23 protein-coding genes and 1 pseudogene are annotated in these 26532 nt (G+C 73.6%); 13 read left to right on the forward strand and 11 right to left on the reverse strand.

The window, feature by feature from the left end; genetic code table 11:
• Positions 1-7: 7 nt before the first annotated feature.
• Positions 8-703: a MerR family transcriptional regulator gene (locus ACWG52_RS03225; protein ID WP_453127725.1), complete on the reverse strand. Its 696-nt coding sequence runs from the start codon at positions 701-703 to the stop codon at positions 8-10.
• 133 nt (positions 704-836) lie between these two features.
• Between ACWG52_RS03225 and ACWG52_RS03230 the strand changes: the two genes are divergently transcribed.
• From ACWG52_RS03230 to ACWG52_RS03240, 3 genes are all read left to right on the forward strand, one after another.
• Positions 837-2183: a YhgE/Pip domain-containing protein gene (locus tag ACWG52_RS03230; protein WP_389801750.1), complete on the forward strand. Its 1347-nt coding sequence runs from the start codon at positions 837-839 to the stop codon at positions 2181-2183.
• A 325-nt stretch (positions 2184-2508) separates the two neighbouring features.
• Positions 2509-3090 carry a DinB family protein gene (locus tag ACWG52_RS03235; RefSeq protein ID WP_389801747.1) on the forward strand — a complete coding sequence of 194 codons (582 nt, stop codon included), beginning with the start codon at positions 2509-2511 and terminating at the stop codon, positions 3088-3090.
• A 139-nt stretch (positions 3091-3229) separates the two neighbouring features.
• Positions 3230-4456 carry a hypothetical protein gene (locus ACWG52_RS03240; RefSeq protein WP_453127728.1) on the forward strand — a complete coding sequence of 409 codons (1227 nt, stop codon included), beginning with the start codon at positions 3230-3232 and terminating at the stop codon, positions 4454-4456.
• Here ACWG52_RS03240 and ACWG52_RS03245 read toward each other — a convergent pair.
• Both ACWG52_RS03245 and ACWG52_RS03250 read right to left on the reverse strand, forming a co-directional pair.
• Entirely contained in the window at positions 4451-4726 is a 276-nt protein-coding gene (locus tag ACWG52_RS03245) for an arginase family protein (protein WP_389801741.1), read from the reverse strand. The two genes, ACWG52_RS03240 and ACWG52_RS03245, sit on opposite strands and share 6 nt — an antisense overlap.
• A gap of 49 nt (positions 4727-4775) precedes the next feature.
• Positions 4776-5810 carry a hypothetical protein gene (locus tag ACWG52_RS03250; RefSeq protein ID WP_389801738.1) on the reverse strand — a complete coding sequence of 345 codons (1035 nt, stop codon included), beginning with the start codon at positions 5808-5810 and terminating at the stop codon, positions 4776-4778.
• A 267-nt stretch (positions 5811-6077) separates the two neighbouring features.
• On the opposite strand from ACWG52_RS03250, the gene ACWG52_RS03255 reads away from it, so the two are divergent.
• From ACWG52_RS03255 to ACWG52_RS03265, 3 genes are all read left to right on the forward strand, one after another.
• Positions 6078-7022 carry a 5'-nucleotidase gene (locus ACWG52_RS03255; RefSeq protein WP_390138430.1) on the forward strand — a complete coding sequence of 315 codons (945 nt, stop codon included), beginning with the start codon at positions 6078-6080 and terminating at the stop codon, positions 7020-7022.
• Between the two features lie 116 nt (positions 7023-7138).
• On the forward strand, positions 7139-7828 hold the full coding sequence (locus tag ACWG52_RS03260; protein ID WP_453127732.1) for a DUF6461 domain-containing protein: 690 nt from the start codon (positions 7139-7141) through the stop codon (positions 7826-7828).
• A 47-nt stretch (positions 7829-7875) separates the two neighbouring features.
• Positions 7876-8616 (forward strand): ferritin-like domain-containing protein, encoded by a 741-nt coding sequence (locus ACWG52_RS03265; RefSeq protein ID WP_389801730.1) that lies wholly within the window; start codon positions 7876-7878, stop codon positions 8614-8616.
• Between the two features lie 2 nt (positions 8617-8618).
• On the opposite strand, the gene ACWG52_RS03270 is transcribed toward ACWG52_RS03265, so the two are convergent.
• Positions 8619-9530 carry a helix-turn-helix transcriptional regulator gene (locus tag ACWG52_RS03270; RefSeq protein WP_389801727.1) on the reverse strand — a complete coding sequence of 304 codons (912 nt, stop codon included), beginning with the start codon at positions 9528-9530 and terminating at the stop codon, positions 8619-8621.
• Between the two features lie 138 nt (positions 9531-9668).
• Between ACWG52_RS03270 and ACWG52_RS03275 the strand changes: the two genes are divergently transcribed.
• A complete protein-coding gene (locus tag ACWG52_RS03275) occupies positions 9669-10448 on the forward strand; it encodes an NAD(P)H-dependent oxidoreductase (protein ID WP_389801724.1) in 780 nt (259 codons plus the stop codon).
• Positions 10449-10478: 30 nt separating this feature from the next.
• On the opposite strand, the gene ACWG52_RS03280 is transcribed toward ACWG52_RS03275, so the two are convergent.
• The 6 genes from ACWG52_RS03280 to ACWG52_RS03305 are packed head-to-tail and all read right to left on the reverse strand — an operon-like array spanning position 10479 to position 19483.
• Entirely contained in the window at positions 10479-11180 is a 702-nt protein-coding gene (locus tag ACWG52_RS03280) for a formyltransferase family protein (protein WP_389801721.1), read from the reverse strand.
• A complete protein-coding gene (locus ACWG52_RS03285) occupies positions 11177-14344 on the reverse strand; it encodes an amino acid adenylation domain-containing protein (protein WP_453127733.1) in 3168 nt (1055 codons plus the stop codon). The genes ACWG52_RS03280 and ACWG52_RS03285 overlap by 4 nt, the downstream gene beginning before the upstream one ends.
• Positions 14341-15489, reverse strand: a complete 1149-nt coding sequence (locus tag ACWG52_RS03290) for an NAD-dependent epimerase/dehydratase family protein (protein WP_390138424.1) — start codon at positions 15487-15489, stop codon at positions 14341-14343. Before ACWG52_RS03290 ends, ACWG52_RS03285 begins: the two co-directional genes overlap by 4 nt.
• Positions 15474-17552, reverse strand: coding sequence for a fatty acid CoA ligase family protein (locus ACWG52_RS03295; protein ID WP_389801712.1), 2079 nt, complete (start codon positions 17550-17552; stop codon positions 15474-15476). The genes ACWG52_RS03290 and ACWG52_RS03295 overlap by 16 nt, the downstream gene beginning before the upstream one ends.
• A 5-nt stretch (positions 17553-17557) precedes the next feature.
• Entirely contained in the window at positions 17558-18418 is an 861-nt protein-coding gene (locus ACWG52_RS03300; protein ID WP_389801709.1) for a hypothetical protein, read from the reverse strand.
• A gap of 3 nt (positions 18419-18421) precedes the next feature.
• The gene (locus tag ACWG52_RS03305) at positions 18422-19483 is read right to left on the reverse strand and encodes a 3-oxoacyl-ACP synthase III family protein (protein WP_389801707.1); all 1062 of its coding nucleotides are present in this window, start codon (positions 19481-19483) and stop codon (positions 18422-18424) included.
• Positions 19484-19861: 378 nt separating this feature from the next.
• Here ACWG52_RS03305 and ACWG52_RS03310 point away from each other — a divergent pair.
• The 6 genes and pseudogenes from ACWG52_RS03310 to ACWG52_RS03335 all read left to right on the forward strand — a co-directional run bounded on the left by ACWG52_RS03310 (position 19862) and on the right by ACWG52_RS03335 (position 25641).
• A pseudogene (locus ACWG52_RS03310) lies at positions 19862-19934 on the forward strand.
• Between the two features lie 75 nt (positions 19935-20009).
• The gene (locus ACWG52_RS03315; RefSeq protein ID WP_453127736.1) at positions 20010-21146 is read left to right on the forward strand and encodes a gala protein; all 1137 of its coding nucleotides are present in this window, start codon (positions 20010-20012) and stop codon (positions 21144-21146) included.
• Positions 21143-22849: an ankyrin repeat domain-containing protein gene (locus tag ACWG52_RS03320; protein ID WP_453127738.1), complete on the forward strand. Its 1707-nt coding sequence runs from the start codon at positions 21143-21145 to the stop codon at positions 22847-22849. The genes ACWG52_RS03315 and ACWG52_RS03320 overlap by 4 nt, the downstream gene beginning before the upstream one ends.
• On the forward strand, positions 22846-24045 hold the full coding sequence (locus tag ACWG52_RS03325; protein ID WP_390138419.1) for an AAA family ATPase: 1200 nt from the start codon (positions 22846-22848) through the stop codon (positions 24043-24045). Before ACWG52_RS03320 ends, ACWG52_RS03325 begins: the two co-directional genes overlap by 4 nt.
• Before the next feature lie 12 nt (positions 24046-24057).
• Positions 24058-25242, forward strand: coding sequence for a vWA domain-containing protein (locus ACWG52_RS03330; protein WP_389801696.1), 1185 nt, complete (start codon positions 24058-24060; stop codon positions 25240-25242).
• A 207-nt stretch (positions 25243-25449) separates the two neighbouring features.
• Positions 25450-25641 carry a hypothetical protein gene (locus ACWG52_RS03335; protein WP_389801694.1) on the forward strand — a complete coding sequence of 64 codons (192 nt, stop codon included), beginning with the start codon at positions 25450-25452 and terminating at the stop codon, positions 25639-25641.
• A gap of 33 nt (positions 25642-25674) precedes the next feature.
• Here the strand turns inward: ACWG52_RS03335 and ACWG52_RS03340 are convergent, their stop codons facing one another.
• Complete coding sequence (locus ACWG52_RS03340; protein ID WP_389801691.1) at positions 25675-26514, reverse strand: SDR family oxidoreductase; 840 nt, start codon at positions 26512-26514, stop codon at positions 25675-25677.
• Positions 26515-26532 lie beyond the last annotated feature (18 nt).

A 26532-nucleotide genomic window follows, 5' to 3' on the forward strand; every position in this document is an offset into this window, starting at 1 on the left:
GCGGACGCTACGGAAGCGTGTCGTCCCGCCCGCCGCGGCCGGCGCCGGTGACCCGGCGCCTGACCTGGTCCTCCTGCGCGAGCCGCCGCAGCAGCTCGAACACCGGGGCGCAGATCGCGAAGACGATGACGGCCCGCTCGGCCAGGGCCACCGGGTCGTCCAGGCCGGCCGCGCGTTCCAGGTCCAGCCGGGCGACGGATTCGGCGAGCCGGGCGTAGGCGGCGAGCTCGCCGGGGGCGTACTGGGCGTCCAGGCGACGCAACTCCTCCAGCGCCGCCGTCAGCCCCTGCACGTGAGGGGAGGTGCTGGGCGCCTGCCAGTCAAGGTCCGCGAGGAGCCGGGCCACCTCGGCACCGGCGCTCCCCTCGGCCGCGACCTGCGCCTCCGACTCCGCCGCCGCCTCCTGGCCCGCGGCACCCTGGGCCGCCACCGGCACCGGGAGCGCGTAGCTGACCGCTCCGAGGGCGCTCTCGGAACTGTGGGCCTGGTCGACGGCCCCGAGCACCTCACGGGTCGCGGCGATGGACAGGCCGCCGAGCGTGGTCAGCGCCTTGATCAGCCGCAGCCGCTGGGCGTGCTCCTCCCCGTACTCGGCCAGGGTCGCGGCCGTCGCCCGCCCGGCGGGCAGCAGTCCCTGCCGCAGGAAGTACTTGATGCTGGCGACCGGCACGCCGGTCCGCCGGCTGAGCTCCGAGATCTTCATACGGCTTCCCTGCTGGTCTTGCGGTCCGGTATCCGGCATCGGCGATTGGACACCACAGCAAGATACTGCCACTATCCAGTAACTGGATACCATAAGTATCCAACCTCAGGAACGCAGCCGCACCGGAGAATCGATGCCTCACCCCACGCCCCCCTCCGTGCTCCGCCGACCCCAGCTGTGGATCGGGACGGGACTCATCGCCGCAGTGGTCTCGATGCTGTTCGCCCTGCTCTACGTGGGTGGCAACGTCAACCCGAAGGGCAACCTGCGCGACCTGCCCGTGGCCTTGGTCAACACCGACAGCGGAGCGGACGTGGGCGGCCGCCACGTCAACATGGGCGAGCAGATCGTCTCCGGCATCCAGAAGGCCGCCAAGGGCGACAAGAGCATCGACTGGCAGGTCGTCAGCCGGGAGGAGGCCGACAAGCGGCTGGGCCGGGGCAAGGTCTTCGGCGCCCTCGTCATACCCGCCGACTACTCCGCGACGGTGGCGGCCCTCACCGCCCCGCAGCCCGCGCCGCAGGGCCAGGCCGCCCCGCCGACACTGACCGTGCTGACCAACCAGGCGGCCGGCAGCATCGGCTCCTCCATGTCCTCCCAGGCCGCCCAGAAGGCCGCCCACGCCGCCTCCGCCCAGCTCGGCCAGGAGCTCCTCAAGCAGGCCGGCGCCCAGAAGACCCCGCTCCCGACGGCCGCGCAGCTGAAGCTGGCCGACCCGGTGACCGTGACCGTGGCCGACGGCCACCCCGTCGGCGCCCGCAGCGCCATGGGGCTGAGCGCCTTCTACTACGCACTGGTCCTGGTCGTCTGCGGCATGCTCGGCGCCAATGTGGTCAACTCCCAGGTCGACACCGCGCTGGGCTATCTGCACACCGACTTCGGCCCCGTCCGCAAGCGCGAACCCGTGCAGCACACCAGCCGCGTCCGCACGCTGGCCATCGGCATCGCACTCATGCTCGGCCTGTCCCTGGTGATGGGCACCCTGGTCGAGGTCGCCACGGTCGGCATCCTCGACATGGACGCCTCCCACCTGGGTCTGCTGTGGCTCTACTCGGTGGCCACCATCGCCGTGGTGGGCATCGGCAGCCTGGCCCTGTTCGCCGCCTTCGGTACGCCCGGCATGCTGCTGGCCACCATCGTCTTCGTCGCGATGGCCGTACCCTCCTCGGGCGCCACCGTGCCCGTCCAGGCGCTGCCCGGGTTCTTCCGCGCCCTCTCCGAGTTCGAGCCGCTGCGCCAGATCACCGAGGGCCTGCGCTCCCTGCTCTACTACGGGGCCCGGGCCGACGCGGGGCTGACCCGGGCCTGGACCTCGATGGGTGTCGCCCTCGTGGCCGCGCTGATCTTCGGCTTCGCCGTCACCCGCCTCTACGACCGCAAGGGGCTGCACCGCATCCCGCGCCCCGAGGCCGAGTCCGACGCCGCGGCCCCCGCCGAAGCCGCCGAGACCCCCGAGACCGCGACCCCGGCCACGGCCTGACATCGGCTCCGCAGGCCCCGTCCCTCACCCGAGGGGCGGGGCTCGCGTATGTGGTCGACCCTGGCCTCATCGCCGGCGCACGAGACGCACTCGACCCTTCCGCGCGCCAACAGGTCGTGCAGGCCTTCGCTCCCTACCCACGCGGGCGCCCCGGCCAGGACATCGACGGGCGGCCGGTACCGTCCGACTTCGCCGGCATCGTCCTGCCCGAAGAGGACGGCCCGGTCGTTCACGTACGCCTCACGCCGTACCGCCAGGCAACGCGGGGGGCAGGCTCCGGGCCCGGTCGGAAGACCACGCGGAGCACATGGCAGGCTCATGCCGCATGATCGATGAATTCGCGAAGGACACCCTGCACGGGAGACTGCGGCGGGACCGCGAGGCACTGCTCTGGAAACTCGACGGCCTGTCCGAATACGACGCCCGCCGACCTTTGACGGCGACCGGGACCAACCTCCTCGGCCTGGTCAAGCACGTGGCCACCGTCGAGGCCAGGTACTTCGGCGAGGTCTTCGACCGTCCTTCCCCGGAGCCGCTGCCCCGGTGGCAGGACTCCGACGGCAGCGACCTGTGGGCGACCGAGGACGAGACCCGTGATCAGGTCATCGGGTTCTACCGGCGCACGTGGGAACACTCGGACGCGACGATCGACGCGCTTTCCGTCGACGCCCCCGGCCACGTGCCGTGGTGGCCGGAGCCGCATGCCGACACGAACCTGTTCTCCGTCATGGTCCATGTCCTCGGCGAGTCCGTCCGGCACGCCGGGCACGCCGACATCCTGCGCGAAGGCCTCGACGGCCGGACCGGGTTGCGCCCCGAACACGAGAAGCGGATCGACGAGGAAGCCCGCGCGGCCCACCGCGCGAAGATCGAGCGGGCCGCCAGGTCGGCCGTACACGTGACCTGATGTTCGTGCGGCGTGCGGCATGCGGCCGGTGGAGGGTGCTGTTCTGTCGAAGCGTCCGGTTCCCGATGTACTCCGCCGGGCGGCGGGCCGGGCGGATATTGCCTGGTGGCGGCAGCCCAAGTCGGGCAGGGTCCACGTCATGGGTGAGGGTGACGAGATGCGCTACGCGAGCTTCGACTCGGTCGAGGGCCTCCTGCAACGGGGGCGGGGCCTGGGCGCCGTACGGGCTGTGCAGGACCCTCACGTGGCCGCGCCCTTCGTCCACGACGCGATCCGGCGGGACTGGCGGTGGGACGGCTTCGACGCGCGTTCCCGCTACCTCGCCGGTCTGGTCCGGGACCTGCGGCTGCCGCCGGCGCCGGTCGTGGAACTCCTGTCCGGTGACGAGGAGCAGTGCGAACGGGCCGTCGACGTGCTGGAGCTGCTCGCCCTAGGGGGTTGTGACGAGGCCCGGGAGGCTCTGCGCTCCCATGTCCGGGAGGGGGCGCACTGGGTGCGGGTACTGGAGTCGGTCGCCGGGCTCTGGCCCGTGGCGTGGTGGGAGGACCTGGGCGAGGTCGCGCGGCGGCGGATCGGCGGTGAGCCGGAGCCGCCGTGGTTCATCGAGCCGTGGACCCGCTTCGGGATCGAGGTGCGCAGGCCCGACCCGGGCCCGGACCCTGGTGATCTGTCCGACCTCACGGACGGCGAGTTGCTCGACCTCCTGGCCGGGGATCGGGCGGGGAGCGGCGACAGGGTCGCCGCCCTGTCCGAGCTGTCCCACCGGGATCCGGTGGAGGGATTGATCCCGCTCGTGCCCTCGCTCGTCGCTCCGGACGGTCGCCACCCTCTCTCCCGGCTGAGACAGGCCGTCGACCGCCTCGGCCCCCTCGCCGTTCCGGCCGCGCGCCGCTGGGTGACCGACGAACGGGAGTGGCTGGCACGGCTCGGCTCGGACGTCCTTGCCGATCACCTCGGCCCCGAGGTGATACCGGTGCTCGTGGCCGAACTCGCAGAACAATGGCGGGCCCCGGCCTGGTGCGGCCCCGGTGTGACGGCGCGGCGGTTGGCCCGCTTCGGCCCGGCGGCCGCCGGAGCGGTGGCGGACCTGCGCCGGTTCTGGCTGCGCACCCCGCACTCCTGCGAGCGGGCCGACTACCTGGAGGCCTTGGCCGCCATCGACCCGGGTGGGCTGGACCACGCCCACACCGAGTCCCTCTGGGACTGCGAGGAGCGGGCCCGTCTCCTCGGCATCGCCCACGCACCGGACGGGCCCGAAGCCCTGGAGCGGATCACGGCGCTGCGCGACGACCCCATGGAGACCTCGGACGTGCGAGCCGCCGCCGAAGCACGGCTGACCGGCACGACCGCGCGGCGGCCGTCATAGCCCTGTCCCTCGGCCCAGGCACTCGACGAGGCGGGCGGCGAGTGTCGCGTCCGGATCGAGGCGGGGGTTGAAGATGGTGACATCGAGGCCTACGGCGCGTTCGTCGGCCGGCGCGATCCGCAGCACACTCTCCAACTCCGGCCACGTCAGCCCGCCGGGGAGGCGGTGATCGACGGCCGGCATGAGCGCGTCGTCGAGGACGTCGACGTCGAGATGAACCCGGTATCCGGCGCTCTCCTCGTTGCCGAGACGGGGTCGGCCGCGCGGCACGCACCGCGAACGTGTGCCGGATCCCCTGCGATCCACGGACGGGGACGGGTCACGTCACGCATCGGTCGATTCCGGGGACGCTCAGGCAGTACGAGGCCTCCTCCTGCGGCGGTGCTTCGGTGACCAGGCGGAACACGTCCTGGGGGATGGTGAGGACGGCCAGTCCGGTGCGCGGCATGACCACCTGGCCGACCTTCCGCACCAGCACCGCGCGTGCGCTCGCTTCGGTGCGCGTCAGGCGGTAGATCCCGATCGGGACGCGGGCGCCGGCCGGGAATCCGAAGACCGCCAGCCGGTGGCCGCGCTCCCAGCCTTCCACCGTCTCCGCTCCCCGGGTCCGGCGCAGCGGAATCCCGCCGGTGGCGCGTGTGCCGCCGGCGCTCGCCGTCAGGGTGAGCCGACCGGCCGCGGCGACCGCTTCTCGGGCCGGGTCGGGCGGGAGGAACGTCCAGTGTCCGCTCCGCAGGAAGCCGCCGCCGAGGTCTTCGACCTCCAGGCCGCGTCCGTTGAAGAGTTCCTCCTTGGACGGGTTCCCGGAGCTCAGGGCGGCCACGCTCGTCACGGGCGTGGTGTAGGTCCGGCCTCCTGCCGCGATCGTGACCGTGATCGGCCTGCCCTGCGCGAACCCGTACAGGCACAGCGCCGATCGGCCTCCGAGGGCGAACGTCACCGCATCGCCCGACTGCCGCTCGTCGCGGCCCGACGACACCCAGGCCATGGGCCGGTCGGCGGGGCGACCTCGGGTGAGCAGGGCCAGTTCGTCGCCGCAGCGGACGGGATCGGCGCCGGGCAGGCCCATGTCGAACTGCTGGGCCAGCGACAGGTCCGGGGCCGAGGGGCTCGGCGTCCCGGGACGTGTGGTGGCCGTGGGGGCCCTGGCCAGGGGCGATGCCGCCGGGACCTCGTGGCCGGTCGTGCACCCGGCGACGAGAGCGAGAGCCAGGGCGAGAGCGCGTGCCGGAACGAGCGGACGGGGCCCGGTCGGACGCCTCGGGCGCCTCCCGGTGACGGTCGACCGACTCTCGGCGTCGTTCTCATCGCCCTCCGGCGTGTCGCCCGGTGGGCCGTGCGGATGGTCCGGCATACGCCTCCTCACCCCGTCGGCTCACCGGCGCGTCTCGCTGCCGACCAGCACAGTAGGGCCGCCGACCGGGCGGCGTCGGCCGACGCCGCCGTCGGCACCTGAATGCCGCCGTGAATTCCCCGGATCAGAGGCAGGCGCGCGTGCGCCGTGCTCGACCACGCCGTGGGAGCGGGGCTCGGCCCGAACGGTGGATCGGGCGGCGTTCGCGGGCATATACCGAGGGGTGATGAGCATCCCGCCGTCGCACATGTGTCAGCAGGGGGCGCCATGAGGTACGACCTGTCCGATCGCCTGGTGGTGGGGATCGCCTCCAGCGCCCTCTTCGACCTGACCGACGGTGACACGGTGTTCCGGGAGCAGGGCGAGGACGCCTACCGGACCTACCAGGAGACGCATGTCGACGAACTTCTGGCCAAGGGAGTGGCGTTCCCCTTCGTCAGACGTCTGCTGTCCTTGAACGACCTCGCGGAGCAGGCCGACCCGCTGGTCGAGGTCATCATCCTCTCGCGCAACGATCCGGTCACCGGGATGCGTGTCATGCGTTCGATCGAAGCGTACGACCTGCCGATCAGTCGGGCGGTCTTTCGGCAGGGCCGCCCCTCGCACCAGTTCATGCCGGCGCTCAACATGTCGTTGTTCCTGTCGGCCGACGGCCCTGGCATCCGGGACGCGGTCGCGGCCGGGCTGCCCGCGGGACACGTGCTCAGAACGGGGCGGGTCGACGACGAGAGCGATCCCGAACTCCGTATCGCCTTCGACTTCGACGGTGTGGTGGCGAGCGACACGGCCGAGCGGGTCTACCAGCGCGGTGGGGTCGACGAGTTCCGTGCCTTCGAGGTCCGCAATGCCGCCACCCCGCACGATCCGGGCCCGCTACGCGACTTCCTGGCCGGCATCAACCGTATCCAGCGCCTTGAGGAGGCGCGGCGCCGTGAGGACCGCGGCTATCGGCCCCGCCTTCGCGTCTCGCTGGTCACCGCTCGGGACGCCCCCTCGCACGAACGCGCCCTGGTGAGCCTCAAGGAGTGGGGGCTGCGGGTCAACGACGCCTTCTTCCTCGGCGGTATCGACAAGGCCGCCGTCATGAAGGCCCTCGACCCGCACATCTTCTTCGACGACCAGGTCGCCAATCTCAACGGCACCGCCCAGGGCACTCCGAGCGTCCACATCCCCTTCGGTGCGATCAACTCGCCGCCGCCGGGGCCGGCCTGAGCTCCGCGCGGCGACCGGCGACCGGCGGCCGGGCGCGCGGGGCCGGGCGCGCGGGGCCGGGCGCGCGGGGCCGGGAGCGGGGGCCGGTGTCGGTGGGCGCCGGCAGGATGCGCTCCATGAGTTCCGCCACCGCGGCCGATTACGGCTGGATACGCTCCCCCCGCTCGCTGTTCGCCTACGCACTGGAGATCGGATACACGCTGACGTTGGTGCGGGGAGTCTCACCCGCGCAGTTGCTCCACCTCGCGGGGGCCGAGCCGCGCGGTGTGTGCGAGGACCTCCACGCGTTCATCGGGGAACACAATGACTTCCTCGACGGATTCGAGCAGTGGCCCGATGCCTTCCTCGCCGGCGCGTTCACCGTGCCGGGCGACGGAGGGGACTGGGCGCTCGTCCTGGATTTCGGAGGCGATCTGGGCATTCGCCCGGACATCATGGAGGCGCTCTCCGCCACGACACGTGCCGTCTCCCACTCCAGCAACGGGGGGAAGCCGATGGACTTCTTCCACTGGTACGAGGACGGCGAGTTGCGGACCACCTTCGAGTGGCCGGCGGACAGGACGGGCAGCACCCCCGACGCGCTCAACCCCTTGATGCTGCAGGTCGGCCTCGACCCGTCCGGGGACGAAGATCCCGATGTCGACACGAAGGCGGCGGTCCTGGCGCTGACCGAGCGCCTCACGGGTGTCAGGCTGACCGAAGAGCTGCTCGCGACCGCCGAATACCACGTGGGAGCGGTCCCGGAGGAGCCTGTCGGGCACACGGAGCACCCCCCACCGTCGACCGGTTCTGTTACGCGGCCATGACACTCCAACACTTTTGAACACGATCAACAATCGCTAGATTGTTGAACATGATCAAAACTGAGTACGGGGCATGGGTGGGCGACTTCGAGGCCGAGCGGGAGCGCCGATCGGCTCTGGGAGATCCCGACTGGGGGAAAGGCGCGCACCTGCCGGCTGACATCGTCCGCAGCATCCAGAAGTTCCAGGTCGGCGAGGACGGCGACGGCTCCGCACTCACCGCCAAGGCCGACCTCGCGGGTGATCCCGGCTACTCCCGGGCGGTCCGGCTCTTCATCGCCGAGGAACAGAACCACGCGCGCATGTTGAAGCTGCTGCTGGCGGCCGGCGGGGCCGAGACCCTCGACGGGCATTGGAGCGACGCGGCCTTCGTCCGGGTCCGGCGGCTGCTCGGACTACGGGTGGAACTGCTGGTGCTGATGATCGCCGAGGTGGTGGCCCTGGGGTACTACCGAGCCCTGCGCGACGGCGCGACCGACCCGCTGACCACCGAGGTCGCGGGCCGGATCCTGGCGGACGAGGAGCGGCACGTCCCCTTCCACTGCCTGCGCCTGCGCGAGGGGCTCGCCGGGCTGCCCCGACCCGCCCGCCGGGCGGTGACGGCCGGGTGGCGCGGACTCCTGGCCGCTGCCGCCACCTTGGTCGCGGTGGACCACGGTCCGGCCCTGCGGACCCTCGGGGTGGACCGCCGCACCTTCGTCGCACGGACCGTGCGCTCCTCCGCGCGGATGGCCCGAGCGATGGCGGGCGACCCGGTCCCCGCACCGGCGGAGGTGGGCGCGGGCGTCTGACCTCACATCGAGGTGCCGGTGGCGGCCGAGGACGGGACGGGCGGGGTGTCGGTGCGGCGCGGTACCGCCGGCTCACCACCGTCGTCCGCCCCCAGGCCTTCGAGCAGACGCAGACCGTCCTCGGCGGGGCTGCCCGGGGCCGCGGACAACACCAGCAGTTCCATGCCCGATTCGCCCGGCAGGGCGAAGTTCTCCTGGTGCAGTTCCAGCAGTCCCACCAACGGGTGCCGGTACGCCTTGCGTCCGTGGGTGCGGGCGCGCACGTCCGCGCGGGCCCAGAGGCGGCGGAAACGCTCGCTGCCCATCGCCAGTTCGCCGATGAGCGAGGCCAGTCGGGGATCCTCGGGGTACTGGCCGGCGGCCAGACGTAGATGCCCGACCACGTCGAGGGTGCACTTCTCCCAGTCCGCGTAGAGGCCGCGCTCCGCCTCCTCCAGGAAGATGTGCCGGGCGGTGTTCAGGCCCGACACCGGGCGACCGTGGAGGAGCCCCGCCAGACGGTTCCCGGCGAGCACGTCGAGGCGATGGTCCATGACCAGCGCGGGTGCGCCGGCGACCAGGTCGAGGACGCGCAGCACCTCCGGCCGGACCCTCCCCCGGCCTCCGGTCGGGGGCACCCCCTTGCCCGGCGCCTTCGCGCGACGGCGACGCTGCCGCGCGAGCCGGCAGAGGTGCTCGCGTTCGGTCCCGTCGAGGCCGAGGACACCGGCGAGCGCGTCGAGCACCTGCTCCGACGGCTGCGTGGCGCGGCCCTGCTCCAGCCGTACGTAGTAGTCGACGCTGACGCCCGACAGGTGCGCCACCTCCTCGCGGCGCAGCCCTGTCACCCGGCGGCGGCTGTCGGTGGGGATACCGGCGGACGCCGGGTCGACCCGGGAACGCCGGGTCCGCAGGAAGCCCGCAAGATCGTCCATGCCTTCCAGTATGGCTTCGGCGATGCCCGCGAGGGTGGTCCTGTCGGTACCAGGAAGTCCGGTCCGACGGAAGCGGCGCCCCTGAACACCGGACGCCGTGGCCCCCAGGATCGGGGCATCCGATCCGAAGGAGTTGCCATGAAGACGCTGATCGTCCACGCCCACCCGGAGCCGAAGTCGCTCAACAGCTCGCTGAAGGACCTCGCGGTGTCCACCTTGGAGGGCGCCGGGCACGAGGTGCGGGTGAGCGATCTGTACGCGATGAACTGGAAGGCGGTCGTGGACGGCGCGGACTACGGCCCCCACGCTTCCAGTCCGTTGCGGGTCGCCTCGGACTCGGGCCGGGCCTTCGAGGCCGGGGCACTCACCCCGGACGTCCTCGCCGAGCAGGAGAAGCTGCTGTGGGCCGACACGATCATCTTCCAGTTCCCGCTGTGGTGGTACACGATGCCCGCGATCCTCAAGGGTTGGGTGGACCGGGTGTTCACCTACCGCTTCGCCTACGGAGTCGGCGAGCACAGCGACACCCGGTACGGCGAGCGCTTCGGCGAAGGCACCCTCGCGGGCCGCAGGGCCCTGCTGTCGGTGACCGTCGGCGGCCCGCGGTCGCACTACTCGGCTCGCGGGATCAACGGCCCCATCGAGGACCTGCTGTTCCCGATCCACCACGGCATCCTCTACTACCCGGGCATCGAGCCGCTGCCGCCGTTCGTGCTCCACGGCACCGACCGGATGACCGCCGAGGAGTACGCGGTCGCCGCCGAGGCCTGGGAACAGCGCCTGCTCACCATCGAGTCGACCGCGCCGATCGGTTTCCGGCGGCAGAACTTCGGTGACTACGAGATCCCCTCCCTGCACCTGAAGGAGGGACTGGAGCCCGCGGGCCGCACAGGCTTCGGACTGCACCTGCGCGGCTGAGCCTCCCCCGCCCGCGGGCTCCGGGTGGCCTCAGGAGGCCGAAGCGGGTGCGGGTGGCCCGAGCAGGGCCCGGGTGACCTCGGGCGCATGGGCGGCGAAGGGGCCGAGGTCGGTGGCGCGCGGGTAGGCGGGATGGTCCCGGTAGGTGGCGAGCCGGTCCAGCGCGCGCAGGCCGTAGTACGCGGACGGTTCCGCCGCCGTGGCGCGTACGGGGTGGGCGGTTCCCGCCGCGACCGCCGGGAGGATCCGCTCGAACAGGGCGTGGCAGGCGCGGATGCCGCGGAGCATGACCTGGTGGTAGCGGTCCTCCGGCCCGATGGGGAAACGGTGTTCGGCCAGGACGGGACCGGTGTCGATGCCGGCGTCGACCTCGTGGGCGGTGGCGCCGTACTCCGTGTCGCCGTTCAGCAGGGCGAACAGGACGGCCACGGAGGGCAGTCCGCGATGCCGTGGCAGCAGCCCGTTGTGGATGTTGACGATGCGCAGGCCCTCGGCCCGGAGCAGGGGTTCCCGAAAGATCTGCCGGTTGTTGAGGGACCACACTATGCCGTCGGTCCCGGCCCGGGAGAGCGTGTCGGCGTGGGCGTTGACGTCGGCCGCCGCGAGGTGGGGCGCGTCGGCGACCTCCGCGTCCGACGGGTCGGCGGAGCAGACCAGGTCCACCGGGTGGCCGTGGGTGGCCGCGTGGGTGACGGCGCGGCGGAGCAGGGCTCCTTCTCCGACGAAGATCATACGGAGGCCTCCTCGCGGGCGGCGGTCAGGTGCTCGCAGACCTGCCCGAGCGTCAGGTCCCGTACGAGGCAGTCGAGCCGGCCGGTGAACCGTCGAGCCTGATCGGGGGTGAGCAGGTCCGAGGAGACGGCGGTGAGCATCTCGACGAGGGCCAGGGAATCCCCGCCGAGGGCGTGGAAGTCCGAGTCCGGCGACAGCAGTGCGCCGTCGACGCCGAGGACCTCCGCCCAGTGGTGCCTGACCCGCGCGTCCAAGGTGACGGGCCCGGCGCCGGTCGCGGAATCGGCCGCGGCCGGCGCGGACGTGGCGAAGGGATCGGGGAAGGCGGCGAGATCGGTCTTGCCGCTGACCGTGCTGGGCAGTGCGTCGATCACGACGACATGGGCGGGGACGAGGTACGCGGGGAGCGTCCGGGCCAGTTCGGCCCGCAGGGCGCTGCCCAGGTCCCCGCCCGCCTCGGGATCACCGGGGTGGGTCGGCAGTACGTACGCGCAGAGCACGGCCGTCGTGGAGTGCGGGCGGCGGCGGGGCACGACGACGGCGCGGTGGACGGCCGGGTGCGCTTCGAGGGCGGCGACGACCTCGGCGGGATCGACACGGTGCCCGGCGATCTTCACCTGCTCGTCGATGCGCCCGGCGAACTCGACCGATCCGTCGGCCAGTCGGCGTCCGAGATCACCGGTGCGGTAGGCGCGGAGGCCGTCGGCGCCGGTGGTGAAGGTTGAGGGGCGGCCGTCGGGCGGGCCGAGGTAGCCACGGGCCACCTGGGTACCTCGGACGACGATCTCGCCGGTGCGGCCGATGTCCCCCGGTCCGCTGCCGATGGTCTCGCCGTCCTCGGTGACGAGGTCGACCCGGGCGTACGGGCCGGGGCGCCCTATCGGGACGGTGGCACCGCTCTCCGCCCCGTCCACGGTGTGGGCGAGCACGGCGACGGTCGCCTCGGTGGGCCCGTAGGCGTTGATCACACGGCAGTCGGCCCCGAAGGCGGCGTGCGCGGACCGTACGGCGGTGGGCGTGAGGGCTTCGCCGCCCAGCAGCAGGGTGCGCGGGCGTGGCGTGGGGCCGCCGCCCGATGCGCCGAGCAGGGCGAGGTGGGAGGGCGTGAGCGCGAGGGTGTCCGCGCGCTGCCCGGCGACGAGGTCGCGCAGGGTGGCGGGCGAGGGCGCGCCGGGGGCGAGGACGACCGTCCCGCCGGCCGTCAGCGGCAGGAAGAGGGGGAAGCACGAGATGTCGAAGGCGTAGGAGGAGGCGAACCCGAAGCGCGTGCGATCGGTGACGTGGCAGACCTCGGTCATCCAGCGGACGAATCCCATGAGGCTGCCGTGCTCGATCTGCACCCCCTTGGGGCGGCCGGTGGAACCGGAGGTGTGGATGACGTACGCGAGGTCCCGGGGCCGCGCGTCCGCCGCTATGTCCGCCTCGGCGGCCGGGCCGTCGAGCAGCTCCTCGACGGCGAGCAGGGTCCCGGGCACGAACGGGGCGAGATCCTCGACCAGGTGTCGTCGGGTCAGGCAGATGCCGGCGGCGGATCCCTGAAGGATCTCCCGGATCCGTACGCCGGGGTGACCGGGGTCGAGCGGCACGTAGGCGGCGCCCGCCTTCAGGATGCCCCAGAGGGCGGCCACCCCGGCGGGTGTGCGGTCGACGACCAGTCCCACCAGGTCCTCGCGTCCCACACCGCGGCTGCGGAGCCCGGCCGCGACGGCGTCGGAGCGTCGGTCGAGAGCGGCGTACGTGACCACGCCCTCGGGTCCGTCGATCGCGGGCGCCTCGGGGGTGCGGGCGGCCTGGGCGCGGAAGGCGTCCACGACGGTGAGTTCGGGGACCTGCGGGTCCGGACCATCGGCCGGATCGGGCACGGCCGAAGCGGGGTGCGCGGTCCGTGGTGCGGGGCCCGTGGCCGCGGCGTCCTCGGGGGCGAGGCCGGCCAGGACCGTGTCCAGCAGTTGCCCGGCGCGGGCGGCGAGGTCCGGGCCCGCGCCGCGGACGCCGAGGGTGATCTCGGTCGCCGTGCCGGTCTCGGCGGCCACCAGGGAGAGCGGAACCATCGGGGCGTGGACCGGAAGGGCGTAGGCCGTGGACGCCGTGAAGCCGCCGCCGGAGAAGTCCGCCGGGTCCAGGCGGCCGAGGTGGGAGACGACGGCCGAGGCGAGGTGCCGGTCGGTACGTGACGCCACGGCCTGGACGGTGCGCAGCAGGGCTGCGGTCACGGGCCGGGGCAGCGGCGCGAGGGCCGTTTCGAATCCGGCGGCGAGTTCGCCGTTCCCGGCCAGGGCGGTCAGCAGGAGGGTGTGCGCGGCCGTCCAGTCCGCCCCGGGGCGCAGTTCCAGGAACAGCGGCAGGCTCAGGTTGCCGGTGGCCGCGATCCCGGGGCGGTGGCGGCGCAGGTCGACGGGGACCATGACACGGGTGTCGAGCCGGGTGGCATCGGCCAGGGCCTGGGCGAGGCGGGCGGTGAGCGCGGCACGGCGGCCGGGCAGGGTGCGGCGCAGCCACAGCGTCCGGAGCGGGTGGCCGCCGTCGGCCGAGCCGAGCGGGGAGCGCCGGGGAGGCACCGGCGTGGGCCGCGTGCGGGTGCTGCCGAGCCGGCGCAGCAGTCCGGCGTCGGTGTCCGGGTCGAGGGCGGGTCGGGCGGGCTCGCCGCGCAGGGCCCGGAAGACCTCCCGTACCCAGGTCAGGGCGCCGTGGCCGTCCATCAGGGCGTGCGAGGCGCTGAAGACGAGGGTGGTGGGCCGCTTCGGGTCCCCGCCGTCCGCCCCGTCCGCCCCGGGCACGATCAGCACCTCGCAGCCGGGCGGCTCCGTTCGACGCGACGGCCCGGCGGGCAACTCGACCGTCCCGGGTGCCGAGTCGGTGTACGCACCGGCGCGTGGTACGTCGTACCGCACCTGCGGCGGCGGCCCCCCGACGGTCCACATCGCGCCGGCACGTACGAGCCGTGATCCCGGGCAGGACTCGGCGGCGCGGGCCACGGCCTCGCGGAGCGCCCGGGCGTCGGGTACGCCCTCGCCCTCGACGACGATGCGCAGGGCCATGGCCCCGCGGGCGTCCCCGGCGGCGAGGTAGAGGCGTTCGGTGGGCGACACCGGACGCCGGTAGCGGGCGTTCGCACCGGTACGCGCATCGATGTCGGTACCGGCACCGACCTGATGGGATGTCATGACGTGGTGTTCCCTTGTTCGGTGTGGCCGGGGCCGGGGCGGACCGACACGGCGGCCTCGGTGGGGGCGGCCGGGCCGGCGGTCCAGGCGGCCACGCCGCCCACCTCCGTCACCCACTCCCCCAGTGCGCGCAGCCCGTCGGCCTGGGTGCGCGGAGCGGCGTAGCCGAGGTCCCGGCGGGCGGCGGAGGTGTCGTACGTCGCCGAGCGGGTCAGCAGCGCCATCATGTAGCGGCTCATGGGCGGACCGGCGTCCGGACCCGCGTCCGGACCCCTGCCGGCGGACCGGTGGCGCAGGTTCCAGCCCGTCTCGACGGCCGCGGCCAGCCCGCGGCCGAGGAGGAGCGGGATGCGCGGGGCGGGCGGTGGGCAGTCGAAGAGGGCTCCGACCCGCGCGAGGAAGGGCCACAGGTCCGTCTCCTCGCGGTCCGCGACGAAGTAGGCCTTGCCGCCGATCCGCCCGGCGGGCGCGTGTACGGCCCGCAAGCAGGCGTCCACCGCGTTGTCGACGTGGCAGAGCGAGACCAGCACCTGTTTGCCGCCGGACAGGTCGGGCAGTCGGCCCACGCGCAGGGCGTCGACCATGCGCGGCAGGAATCCGGCGTGGTCGCGCGGCCCCCAGATGCCGCGCGGGCGCAGGGCACAGGTGGTGAACTCCGGCCCGTCGGCCGCCCGCACGTGCTGTTCGGCGATCGCCTTCGTCTCGCAGTAGTGGTTGAACCACCGCCGCGGGTAGGGGGTGCTCTCGTCGATGCCGAGACGGTCGCCCTCCCGGATACGCATCAACGCGCTCGGGCTGGAGACGAACACGAACCGCCGGGCGCCCGCCGACCGCGCCGCCGCCAACAGCCGCTGCGTGCCGGTGACGTTGGCGGCCTCGAACTGGGCGCGGCTGCCGTGGTCGACGACCCGTGCCGCGCTGTGCAGGACGGCTTCGCAGCCCTCCGCCGCCCGCCCGAGCGAACCCTCGTCGGTGAGGTCGCCGGTGACGACCTCGACGCCGGGCAGGGAGCCCAGGCGTACGGCGGCACGGCCGGGGCGGACCAGGGCGCGGACCTGATGGCCCTGGCGCAGGGCACCGTCGACGAGGTGCCCGCCCAGGAATCCGGATGCTCCGGTGACCAGGATCTTCACAGCGTCCGCCACCAGGTCGCGCCGTAGAGCATGGTGTTGCGGACCACCGAGGCGGTCCCGTGGCCGGCCTCCCGACCGCGCGGCAGCGCGAGCGGGATCTGCGCGGCGTGCACGCCGATGCTGAGGAAGGCGTCGGCCCACCACAGCCACCGCAGGACGGGAACGTCGGGTACGCCCCCGACCGCGGCCCACACCGCCCCGCCCACGAGGTACGCCCATCCGGCGATCGGCACGATCCGGGCCGCGCGCCGCCCGGTGGACGACGAGGGCCGGGCCTGCTGTCGCTCGGCCCAGCGGGCGAGCTCCTCACGGCCGATCTTGGCGTTGTGCCGGATGTCCACGGGGAATCCGGGGTGGCGCAGGAACTCCCGCAGGCCGGTGGTGGCGGCCTGCGCCTCGGCCATGGTGCCCAACTCGGCGACCAGCCGCGTCCAGGCGGCTTCGTCGAGCTCTGCCCCGTCCGGTCCGGTCTCGGTCTCCACGCAGACGACGGGCCGTTGGGCGCCCGCCGGGCCGATGCCGACCAGGGCGGAGCGGCGGACCAGCGGATGGGCGTTGAAGACTCCCTCGCAGCGCACGGTGTGCAGGTCCCGGTGGCCGGTGCGGACCCGCTGCGCCGCGCGCCCGCAGAACCACAGGCGTCCTTCGGCGTCGAGGTGGCCCAGGTCTCCGGTCCGGTGCCAGACGAGGGGCTCCGCACCGCCGGGGCGTTCCTCGATCGCCTTGTGCGCGGCGTCCGACGCGGGTGCGCGGTGGTAGCGCGGGCTGACGGAGTCGCCCTGGACCAGGATCTCGCCGACGCGCCCGGCCGGCAGGCCGGCCGCGGGGTCGAACCGGGCGAGCGGGCCGTCGGTGACGGGGGCGATGGCCACCCGGGTGCCGGGGACGGGCCGGCCGACACAGGTCCCTTCGCCCGCGGCGGATCCGGCAGCGGTCCCGGCCCCCGTACCTGCCGCGTCACCGGTCACGGTGCCGCCGCCTCGGCGGGCGGTGTCGGGGTCGTCGTCGCCGAGGATCTCGGCCGCCTCGATCGAGGAGATCGGCAGTACCTCCGTGGCCCCGTACGTCACATGGACGCGCGCCTTCTCGTCGAGGACGGAGCGCAGGTCGGCCACGACCGCGTCGGGCACCGGGGCCCCGCCGGAGACGACGCACCGCAGGTCGGGCAGCGGATGGCGGCCGCGGGCGGCGCCGGTGAGGTGTCCGGCCAGGTTCCGCAGCAAGGCGGGCGAGGCGAACATGGTGGTGACGCGGAATTGTTCCAGCGCGGCGACGAGCAGGGCGGGATCCGCCTGGGCCACCCGGGCGGGCGCCAGCGGCGCGAGGACCAGGGTGGATCCGTAGACCAGGTCGAGCACCCCGTAGAAGGGCAGGGTGACCAGCGAGACGTCGTCGCGGGTGCGGCCGTGGACGGCTTCTATCCGCCGGGCGATGGACAGCGCCATGCGGTGGGTGTATTCGACGCCCTTGGCGGGGCCCGTGCTTCCGGTGGTGAAGCCGATCATCAGCAGGTCGTCCCCGCCGGTCGGCGCCGCCGTGTCCACGGGCCCGTCGGTCGCGGGAGCGGTGCGCAGCGCGGCCAGGGTGTGGCCGCGGCCGAGCCGACGGCGCCCCAGGGTGACGGGCACCCGTACGCCGGCGAAGGTACGGCGGCCCAGGACGCGGACGAGCTGGGCGAGGGGCGGCCCGATGAAGGCCTCGGCGCCCACGGCCCGGTAGCAGTGCAGCATGCGCCGGATGCCCATGCCGGGATCGACGACGACGGGCACGGCCCCGACCCGGAACAGCGCGAAGCAGAGGGCGAACAGCTCCGGCCCGGGTGGGGCCATCAGCACCGTGCGCGTGCCCCGGGTGATCCCGGCGCGCCGGAATCCGCGGGACAGTTCCTCGACCGTGTCCTGCAACTCGCCGTAGGTGACGGTGCTGTAGCCGCCGGAGCCGCGGCCGTCGGGATGGACGACGGCCGACTTCTCGGGAAAGGCGCGGGCGTTGCGCTCCAGCCATCCGGCCAGGCCGTCCGACAGGGTGGCGGATCGTTCCACGGCCGGGTCTTCGACGAACCTCGTCTGCGGCATGGGGCTCACCGCCCCTCGGGCCGGTAGAGGGCGCACGCCGCGCTCGGGCCGGCGCCGACCGACACGAACAGGAACTGGTCGTGGTCGTGGTCGTCGTGACGTACGCCGTCCGTCGCCGTGAGGTAGCCGAGGACCGGCGCCGCGGTGTGCGGCTCTCCTTGGGCCCCGACGCCGTCGGCGGTCGCGGCCGGACCGATCACCAACGTCCGGTCGAGGTCGATGTCGAACTCCCGCGCGTAGTCGGCGGCGGCCCGCGCCGCGAACTCGGCCAGCCGCTCCGCGTGGTCCGGCTCGCGTCGGACGGTGATCGCGGTCCGGCCCTGCCGGCCCATGGTGGCGGTGTCGAGGTAGCCCTCGACGTCGGTGGGCCGGTCGGCGGTGTAGTGCCGGACCGGTCCGAACCCGGCGTCGGGGTCGGCGCTGCGCTCCAGCAGGAGGGCTCCGGCCAGGTCCGCGTACGGGTAGTCGACGTCGTCCCGGGCGTCGCCGCCGGGGTGGACGTCGGCGGCCGTGATCAGCAGCCGTTCGGTGCTTCCCGTGTCCAGCAGGGCCTGGCCCACCTGGACGGCGTTCAGTACGCCGCAGGCTCCGTTCATCAGGTCGAAGGAGAATCCCGCGGCCGGTTCGGGGTCGGCGATGTAGTCGAGGTTGATGCCGACCTCCTTCTGGACCAGGGCCGCCATGGCCGGTTCGAAGGTGTTGTGTTCGCGGTAGACGCCGACGTTGATGAGGGTGCCGATCGAGGAAGCCGGCACCTGGGCCCGCGCGAGGGCGCCGCGGGCGGCCCGGCCGGCGAGGTCCACGACGGAGGCCGGGGCGGACCTGTCGGGCAGTGCGGTCGCGGCCGCGGTGATGATCATGCCCATGGCTCACACCCCCACGTTCGTGAGCGTCGCGGAGAGGGCGCCGGTGACCACGCCGGAGGCGGCCGGCACCAGCAGGTACGTGGCTCCGGGGCGGGCGTCGCCCGCCCTGAGGTGTTCGCACAGCGTCAGGAAGTGCGAGGTCGTGGCGGTGTTGCCGTACCGCTCCACGACGGAGAGCGAGTCGGGCATGGGCGTGCCGAATTCGGCCTCGGCCGTCCGGTTGGCGTAGTCGATGAACCGGGTGCCGACCTGGTGCTGGATGATGTGGTCGAACTCCTCGGCGGCGAACGTCCGCCCCCGCTTGGCGAGGAAGTCCTCGTGGAAGCGGGGCCACAGCTTGAGCCGGTCGCGGTTGTGCATCTTCTTGTTGTCCGTGTAGAGGGAGATGCCCGGGGTGCGGTCGCTGGGCATGCCCATGCACAGGTGGGAGTACTCGGAGCAGGTCATGAGCTCGATGTAGTGGATGCGGTCGGCGGCGTCGACGGAGACGTCCAGGACGACCGCGGCCGCCGAGTCGCCGACGGACAGCGAGGCGAACTGCGGGTCGTAGGAGTCGGTCATCTCGCGTGCGGCGGTCTGCGCGACGCGGGTCGCCTGCTCGCCGCTGACGACGAGCCCGCGCCGCACGGCACCGGAGCGGATCATCCGGTCGAGCAGCCACACGCCGGTCATCATTCCGGCGCAGGCGTTGGAGACGTCGAAGTGGATGGCGGAGCGGGCGCCCAGCTCCCCGGCCAGCATCGCGGCGAAGGACGGCTCGAAGGTGAAGCGGCTGCCGTCCTTGAAGCGGGTGATCGACGCGGAGATGACGATGTCGAGGTCGGCGGCCTCGTAGCGGGAGGACCGCAGCGCGTCCCGGGCGGCGGCGAGGGCCATCCCGAACGAGTCCTCGCCGGCGTCCGGTTCGGGGTCGTACACGCGTCGCTCGGTGATCCCGGTGATCTTCTCGATGTCCACGTCCCCCAGCCCCGGGACCAGGGCGGCGAGTTGAGGCGTGGTCTGGACTGTCGGCGGAAGGCAGAGGCCTAAGGCTTCTATTCGGCTGTGTGCGGTGGCGGTGCTCATGTGTGTCGCTCTCCGTGGCGGTCCGCCGCAGGCATGGGAGTGCCAGGGCGGTGGTTGACAGAGGGATTCAAGGGGTGTCCGGGGAATAACGGACAGTCAAGTTACCGTAGCGTACGGAGATGTCGGCGGTGTGACAGGGCTTCGCAAATCCGGAACATACGGTCGAATATCGGCCATCGACCGCCGCTCACCGCCGCCGCGACATCAAGCAGAATCCACGCTTCCACCTCCCTTCACGGCGCCCTCGCGCTCGAAAACCTGTCCGGAACCACTCGGTCCACCTGGTGGACCGCGAGCGACTCGGGCCTGGGGCCCCCGTCGGACCGGCCAAACTGGTGATCGATTTCCGGCCGTCGGGTGGGTATGATCGCCGGCAGCAAGGCCGTAGCGCAGAGGTCGTCGCGCCCACGCATCGAGCTGGAGGACGTCGGTTCGAATCCGACCGGTCTTGCGTCTTCTTCCGCAGTTCTCTCGTCAACGTCGTGATGGACGCCGGGCACCGGCGCAGGAAACCGGTGGAGTGGTGATGACACAGCCGACACCCGTACGGTGCCCCGCGATCGAGCACCCCGACCTACCACCGGCCGACCCGGCGCGCCTCGACCCGCTGCTGGCCCGGCTCGCGGCGGACCGGCCCGTCGAGACCGACGAGACCTTCCCGCTCGGCACCCTGCGCACCGACGGCCGCCTCGACCTGTGCAAGCAGGGGCTCGGCCCGACCGGCGCGGCCCGTCTGCTGCCGGCCGCCACCGCCTCCGCCCACGCCAGGCACCTGCTGCTCGGCACCAACGCCATCGGCGACGCGGGCGCCGACACCCTGGCCGAGGCGCTCGCCGCCGGCCACGGGCTGCACACCCTCTACCTCGGCTGCAACCGGATCGGCCCCGACGGGGTGGGCTCCCTCGCCGGCGCCCTCGGCGAGGACACGACCGTCCGCGCCCTGTGGCTCAAGCGCAACCCGCTCTTCGCGGACGGCGCCCGCACCCTGGCCGCGCTGCTACGCCGCAACACCGTCCTGCGCACCCTCGACCTGGTCAACACCGGGATCGGCGCCGACGGCGTCCGTCTGCTGCTCGACGCCCTGCTGGAGCGCGAACAGCCCCTGGAACGGCTCTTCCTCGGCGGCAACGGCCTCGGTCCCGACGCCGCCCCGCTGCTGGCGGCCCTGATCCGGGAGGCCGGGGTGCGGGAGCTGTACGTCCCCGCCAACCACCTCGGCGACGAGGGCGTCACGACCCTCGCGGCGGCCGCGGCCGACTCCGCCCGCCCGGTCCGCCTCGGGCTCGGCGGCAACGGCATCGGCGCCGCCGGAGCGCGTGCGCTGGCCGCCTCCCTCGGCGGCATCGAGGTGCTCGACCTCGGCCGGACCCTGTCCGAGCGCAGCCTCGGGGCGCCCGGCAACCACCCCGGCGACGAAGGGGCGTACGCCTTGGCCGCGGCCCTTCCCGGCAGCCCCCTGCGTCGACTGGAGCTGCGCCACACCGGCCTCACCGGGCGCGGCGCGAAGAGCCTGCTCGCGGCGGTGCCCGCGGACAGCGCCCTGGAGTACGTCGGCCTGGGCCCCGGACTCCCGCGCCGGGTGAAGCGCTCCTTCACCGAGCGACTGCGTCCCGCCCGCGCGGCGCACCCGGACGTGCGCGCCATCGGCAGTGTGTACCGGTGAGCCCGGTCGACGCCGAACTGTCCGGCGGTTTCCGGCAGGAGGACGGCCCGGCGTGGCAGCGGATCCGCCGTTACGCGGTGCCCGGCCGGATGATCGAACAGGCCACCGCGCACCGCCTGGCCGGTGACTGGCGGGCGGCGTGCACGGCCGCGGCTTTGGACGTCGACTTCGAGCTGTCCGAGGTCGAGGCCCGGTACGGCGCGGGCGTCGCCGGGGCCGTGGCGGAGGACCTGGCGCACTTCGTCCCCGACCTGCTGCGCTGGCACCTGCCCCGGCTCCTGGGCGGCCGCACCACCATCGCCCCCGATCTACGGATCGTGCTCGCCTCCTACGGCGGCCCGGGAGGGCCGGCCCTGTCGGTCACCACGCCCGTCATGACCGAGGGATCGCAGCGGCTGCGCCTGCACTGCGCACCGGTCGTCACCGAGCGGAACAAGTACACGGGACGCGGCTTCGCCCCGGAACACTGGACCGCCATGCGGCCGTTCTGGGACGCCCGCCACGCCGCTGAGCTCGGCGCGCGCTTCGCCGACCCCGACGGCCTCGCCGAGCGGATCGCACGGCTGCGAGCCGCCGGGGACACGGTCGGCGCGTACGAGGCGGCGGGCGTCCTCTGCGACCTGACGGTCCCTCCGGTGCAGCAGTACCAACGCCCGGCGGACCCGGAGGCACTCTTCGCGCGGCTGCCCGCCGACCTCACCAGGATCGCGCCGGAGGTGACGCGGCTCGTGGCGGCCGGTGCCGGCGACCGGTACCGACTCACGGTCGCCTGGCCCTACTCGGCCGTGCTGGAGCACACCGGCCCGGACGCGCTGCGGGCCCGTATCGTCCCGCAGGCCGAGGCGGCATCCCTCCCGGCCCTGCCCCGGTACGCCTGGCAGCGGCTGCCCGATCTCGAACTGGTACGGACCGGCCGGATCTCCCCCGGCGAGCTGCACCCGCTGGTGGCCGACGCGCTGTTCCCGGACGCCGGCCCGGCGGTGGGACCGCCCGGCCCCCGCACGGCCGGCCGGCCGGTACGGGTGCGCTGCCGCGGCGGGTGGCACGAGGTGCGCTCGCGAGGCGGCGTACTCGACGTGCCGCACACCCCGGAGGAGCAGCAACGCGAGCGCGCGATGCGGGCGTTCGGCGGTGCGGTCTCGGGGTGCTTCGCCGTACAGCGGTCCTGGACCACGGGCGAGGGGCGGCTGCCGCGCGGCCTCCGGGCGGAACGGCAGGAGTTCTTCCTGCGCGTCCAGCACGGCGACACCCCTGCCGTGGTGGCTCTGTTGGACGCGGGTGTGGACCCCCGGATCCGGGACGGCCGCCATCGCGGGCTGCTGCACGCACTCCACCTGCTCGACCACGAGGTACTGCTGCCACGGCTGCTGGCGGCCGGTCTCGACCTGGAGGCGCGGGACAAGGCGTACCGCACCCCGCTCCTGTCCGCGGTGCACTGGGGTGGCTCGGCGGACCTGGTCAGGGCTCTGCTGGCGGCCGGCTCCCGCATCGACGTCATGGACGAGATGGACCTCTCCGTGTCCCAGGAGATCCGACGCTACAAGCGGACCGACCTCACCTTCCTCCGGGACCGTGTCGACCAGGAGTTCCCCGGGATCGGCGCCGACTGGTTCGACGAGCACATGGAGTACTGGGAGAACGAGGACGAGGACGGGGACGACGAAGAGGAAGAGGACGAAGCCGGAGAGGACGACGACGCGTGAGCGCCGACCGATCGCGACCCACCCGGGCGCTGGCCGCCGCCGACGCCCTCGGTGCCCGGCTGGACGCCACCCGCACCGAGCCCGCCACCAACCCCCAACTGGAGGCGCTCGCACTGGCCGTGACGGCCAATCAGCCCGTCCTCCTGTGGGGTGAGCCGGGCATCGGCAAGTCCGCCGGCATGGAGCGGCTCGCCACCGCGCTCGACGTGCCGCTGGAGACCGTCATCGCCAGCGTCCACGAGCCCTCCGACTTCGCCGGACTGCCCATCGTCGGCGAGGACCCGGCCACCACGGGGGTCCCGATGGCGCCGCCGGACTGGGCGGTACGCCTCGCTCGCACCGGCCACGGCCTGCTGTTCTTCGACGAGTTGTCCTCCGCCCCGCCGGCCGTGCAGGCGGCCCTGCTGCGCGTGGTCCTGGAACGCCGGGTCGGCAGCCTGGAGCTGCCGGCCGCGGTACGGATCGTCGCCGCGGCCAATCCGCCCGCCAGTGCCGCGGACGGCTGGCACCTCAGCCCGCCGCTCGCGAACCGCTTCGTCCACCTCGACTGGACGCACGACCCGCGCACCGTGGCCCGCGGCATGGCCGGTACCTGGCCCGAGGTGGCGATCCCGGCCGTCGATCCCGCCAAGGCGTCCGGTGCGGTCGCCCGGGCCCGTGGTGCCGTCTCCGGCTTCCTGACCGCGCGGCCGGGTCTGGTCCACCACATGCCGGCCGAGGCCGCCGGGCGGGGCCGCGGCTGGCCGTCCCCGCGCACCTGGGAGATGGCCCTGCGGCTGCTGGCCACGGGGTACGCGGCCTCGTCGGGCCGGGAGGCGCTGGCCGCCGCCCTCACCGGGGCCGTGGGCGAGGCCGCCGGGATCGAGCTGCTGTCGTACCTCGAACACCTCGACCTGCCCGACCCGGACCGGGTCCTGGCCGACCCGGACGCCTTCGCCCTGCCCGAGCGCGGTGACCGGCAGCTGGCCTTCCTCATCGCCGTGGTCGCGGCCGTGCAGAGCGAGCTCACCCGGCCCCGGTGGGAGGCGGCCTGGGCGGTCCTGGCCAAGGCCGTGGACGCGGGCGTGCCCGACGTCGCCGCTCGCGCCGCGGCCGACCTCGCCGCCCTGCGCGACCTCGACTGGCCGGTGCCCGCCGGCATCGACGCCTTCGTGGAACTGCTCCAGTTGTCCGGCTCGCTGCCGGGCGGCGGCTGAGCCCGGCCGGCCGTGCGCCCGGAGTTGGACCGCGCGAAGCTGCTGGCGGCCCGCTACAAGGCGGCCGAGACCCGTCCGTACCTCGCTTCCGCGCTGTACGCCCTGACGGTGGTCCCCTCGGCCGAGGTGCGCACCATGGGCGTCGACCGGTTCTGGCGTTGCTACGTCTCGCCCGCCTTCGTCGAGGCGACCCCGGTCGTCGAGTTGGCCGGGGTGTGGATCCACGAGGTGGCGCACCTGCTGCGCGACCACCACGGCCGGGCCGAGCGGCTGCCCGCCGCGGACCAGCGCGATCCGGTCCGGGTCAACATCGCCCAGGACTGCGAGATCAACGACGACCTGCTGGCCGACGGGCTGGTCCTGCCCGAGGGCCGGATGGAGCCTCGGCTCTACGGCCTGCCCACGGGCGGCCTGTTCGAGGCCTACCTGCCGGCGATCCCCCCGACGCCCCGCGGCCCCGACTGCGGTTCCGGCGCGCACGGCACCCCCACGCCCTGGGAGCTCGGCGAGGACGGCGGCCCCGCCCGGGTCGGCCCGGTGGAGGCGGAGGCGCTGCGCCGGCAGACCGCCGAGGCCGTACGGGCCCACCGGCGCACCCGCGGCCGGATCCCCGCGGGTTGGGCCCGGTGGGCCGAGGAACTCCTGGAGCCCACCGTCGACTGGCGCCAGGCGCTGGCGGGTGCGGTCCGTGAGGCGGCCGCCTGGGCGGCCGGCGCGGTGGACTACACCTACCGCCGTCCCTCGCGCCGCACGCCCGCGCTCGGCGGCCGGGTGGTGCTGCCCAGTCTGCGCAGGCCGCTGCCGCGGGTGGCCGTCGTCATCGACACCTCGGGATCGATGGGCCCGGACGACCTCGCGGCCGCCCTCGCCGAAGTCACCGGCGTCCTGCGGGAGGTGGGCTTCGGCGGCAACCGGATCGCCGTCCTCGCGTGCGATGCCGACGTGCACGCGGTGACGCGGGTGCGCAGCGCCGGCGAGGTGACCCTGGCCGGTGGCGGTGGCACGGACATGCGGGTCGGCATCGACGCGGCCCTGGCCCTGCCCGACCGCCCGAACGTGGTGGTCGTGCTGACCGACGGATACACGCCGTGGCCGCGGGAGACACCGTCCTGCCGGCTGATCGCCGCCCTGGTCGGCGACACCCCGCCGGCGCCCCCGCCCTGGGTGGAGACCGTGCGCGTCACGCCGACCACCTGAACCCGGCACGGACATGGCCGGCAACGGCGCCGGCCCACCCCTCCGTCGTGGCCCTCGTCAACGCCCTTACGCAGGCCTGATATTGCCGGATCGGCAACGCAGGCCCGGTCCTTGACGGCATCCTCCGTCACCCTCTGTGTTTAGCGGCGCGGAATTCGGTAACAAGATGTAGTGACAGGCAGTCAATACTCGACGAAAGGCAGGACCATGAACCTCATTACCGTGCTCATCCTCGTCGCGGTCCTCGCACTTGTCGGTCTTCTGATCGCGGCTCCCAGCGCCACCGTGCGGCGCAACCCCTTCCCGGGCCGCCGACAGCGAGCCGACCACCGGCGCTCCGACGCGCCCCGGTCGACCCGGGTACCCGGCCAGCGGGGCATCCAGCACCACGCGCCCTGACCCCGGGAGCGACCACGGTCGCAGGCCCCGCCGTCAGGCCGGCGGCGGGGGCGGGCCCTGCGTGAGGCTCCGAGCCGCGGCGAACTCCTCGCGGGATGCCTGCTCGGCCAGCTCCAGGTAGCCGTACGCGTCGTCGCCGACCGGGATCCGCAGCGGTGTGGGGTCCTGGGCCGCGACGATGGCGAGGACCCGCTCGGCGAAGTCCTCGGGGCGCCCGGTCTCCGGGTTCTCCGCGAGACCGCGGGCGCCTTCGAGCATCTCGCGGTTGGTCACGTCGTAGGCCGGAATCCGGTGGTGGGCCTCCGTCATGGACGTGCCGTAGCGCGTGGCGAACATCCCCGGCTCCACCACCGTGACGCGGATGTTGTGCGGGGCGGCCTCGACGGCCAGCGCCTGGCTCATGCCCTCCAGCGCGTGTTTTCCGGCGACGTAGGCCGCCAGGCCCGGAAAGGCGATCCGGCCGACGATGGAGGAGATGTTGACGATGTGGCCGTGGCCCTGGGACCGCATCAGCGGCAGGACGAGCCGGGTGAGCCGCCAGGGGCCGACGACCAAGGTCTCCAACTGGTCGCGCAGCTCGGCGTCCGACACCTCCTCGACCGCGCCGAACAGTCCGATGCCCGCGTTGTTGACGAGGACGTCGACACCGCCGAGACGGTCCACGGCGCTGCGCACGGCCTCCTCGCAGGAGGCGGCGTCCCGCAGTTCGAGCGGGATCGGGACGATGCGGCCGGGCCAGGCGGCGGCGAGGTCCTCCAGGTCTGCGGTCTTGCGGGCGGTGACCGCCAGTGAGTCCCCGGCCCGGGCGGCGGCCGTGGCCAGCGCCTGCCCGAGGCCGGAGGAGCATCCCGTGACCAGCCAGCGTCGTCCCATCGTTCCCCCGAGGCGAGT

This window comes from Streptomyces sp. CLCI03, assembly GCF_053615355.1.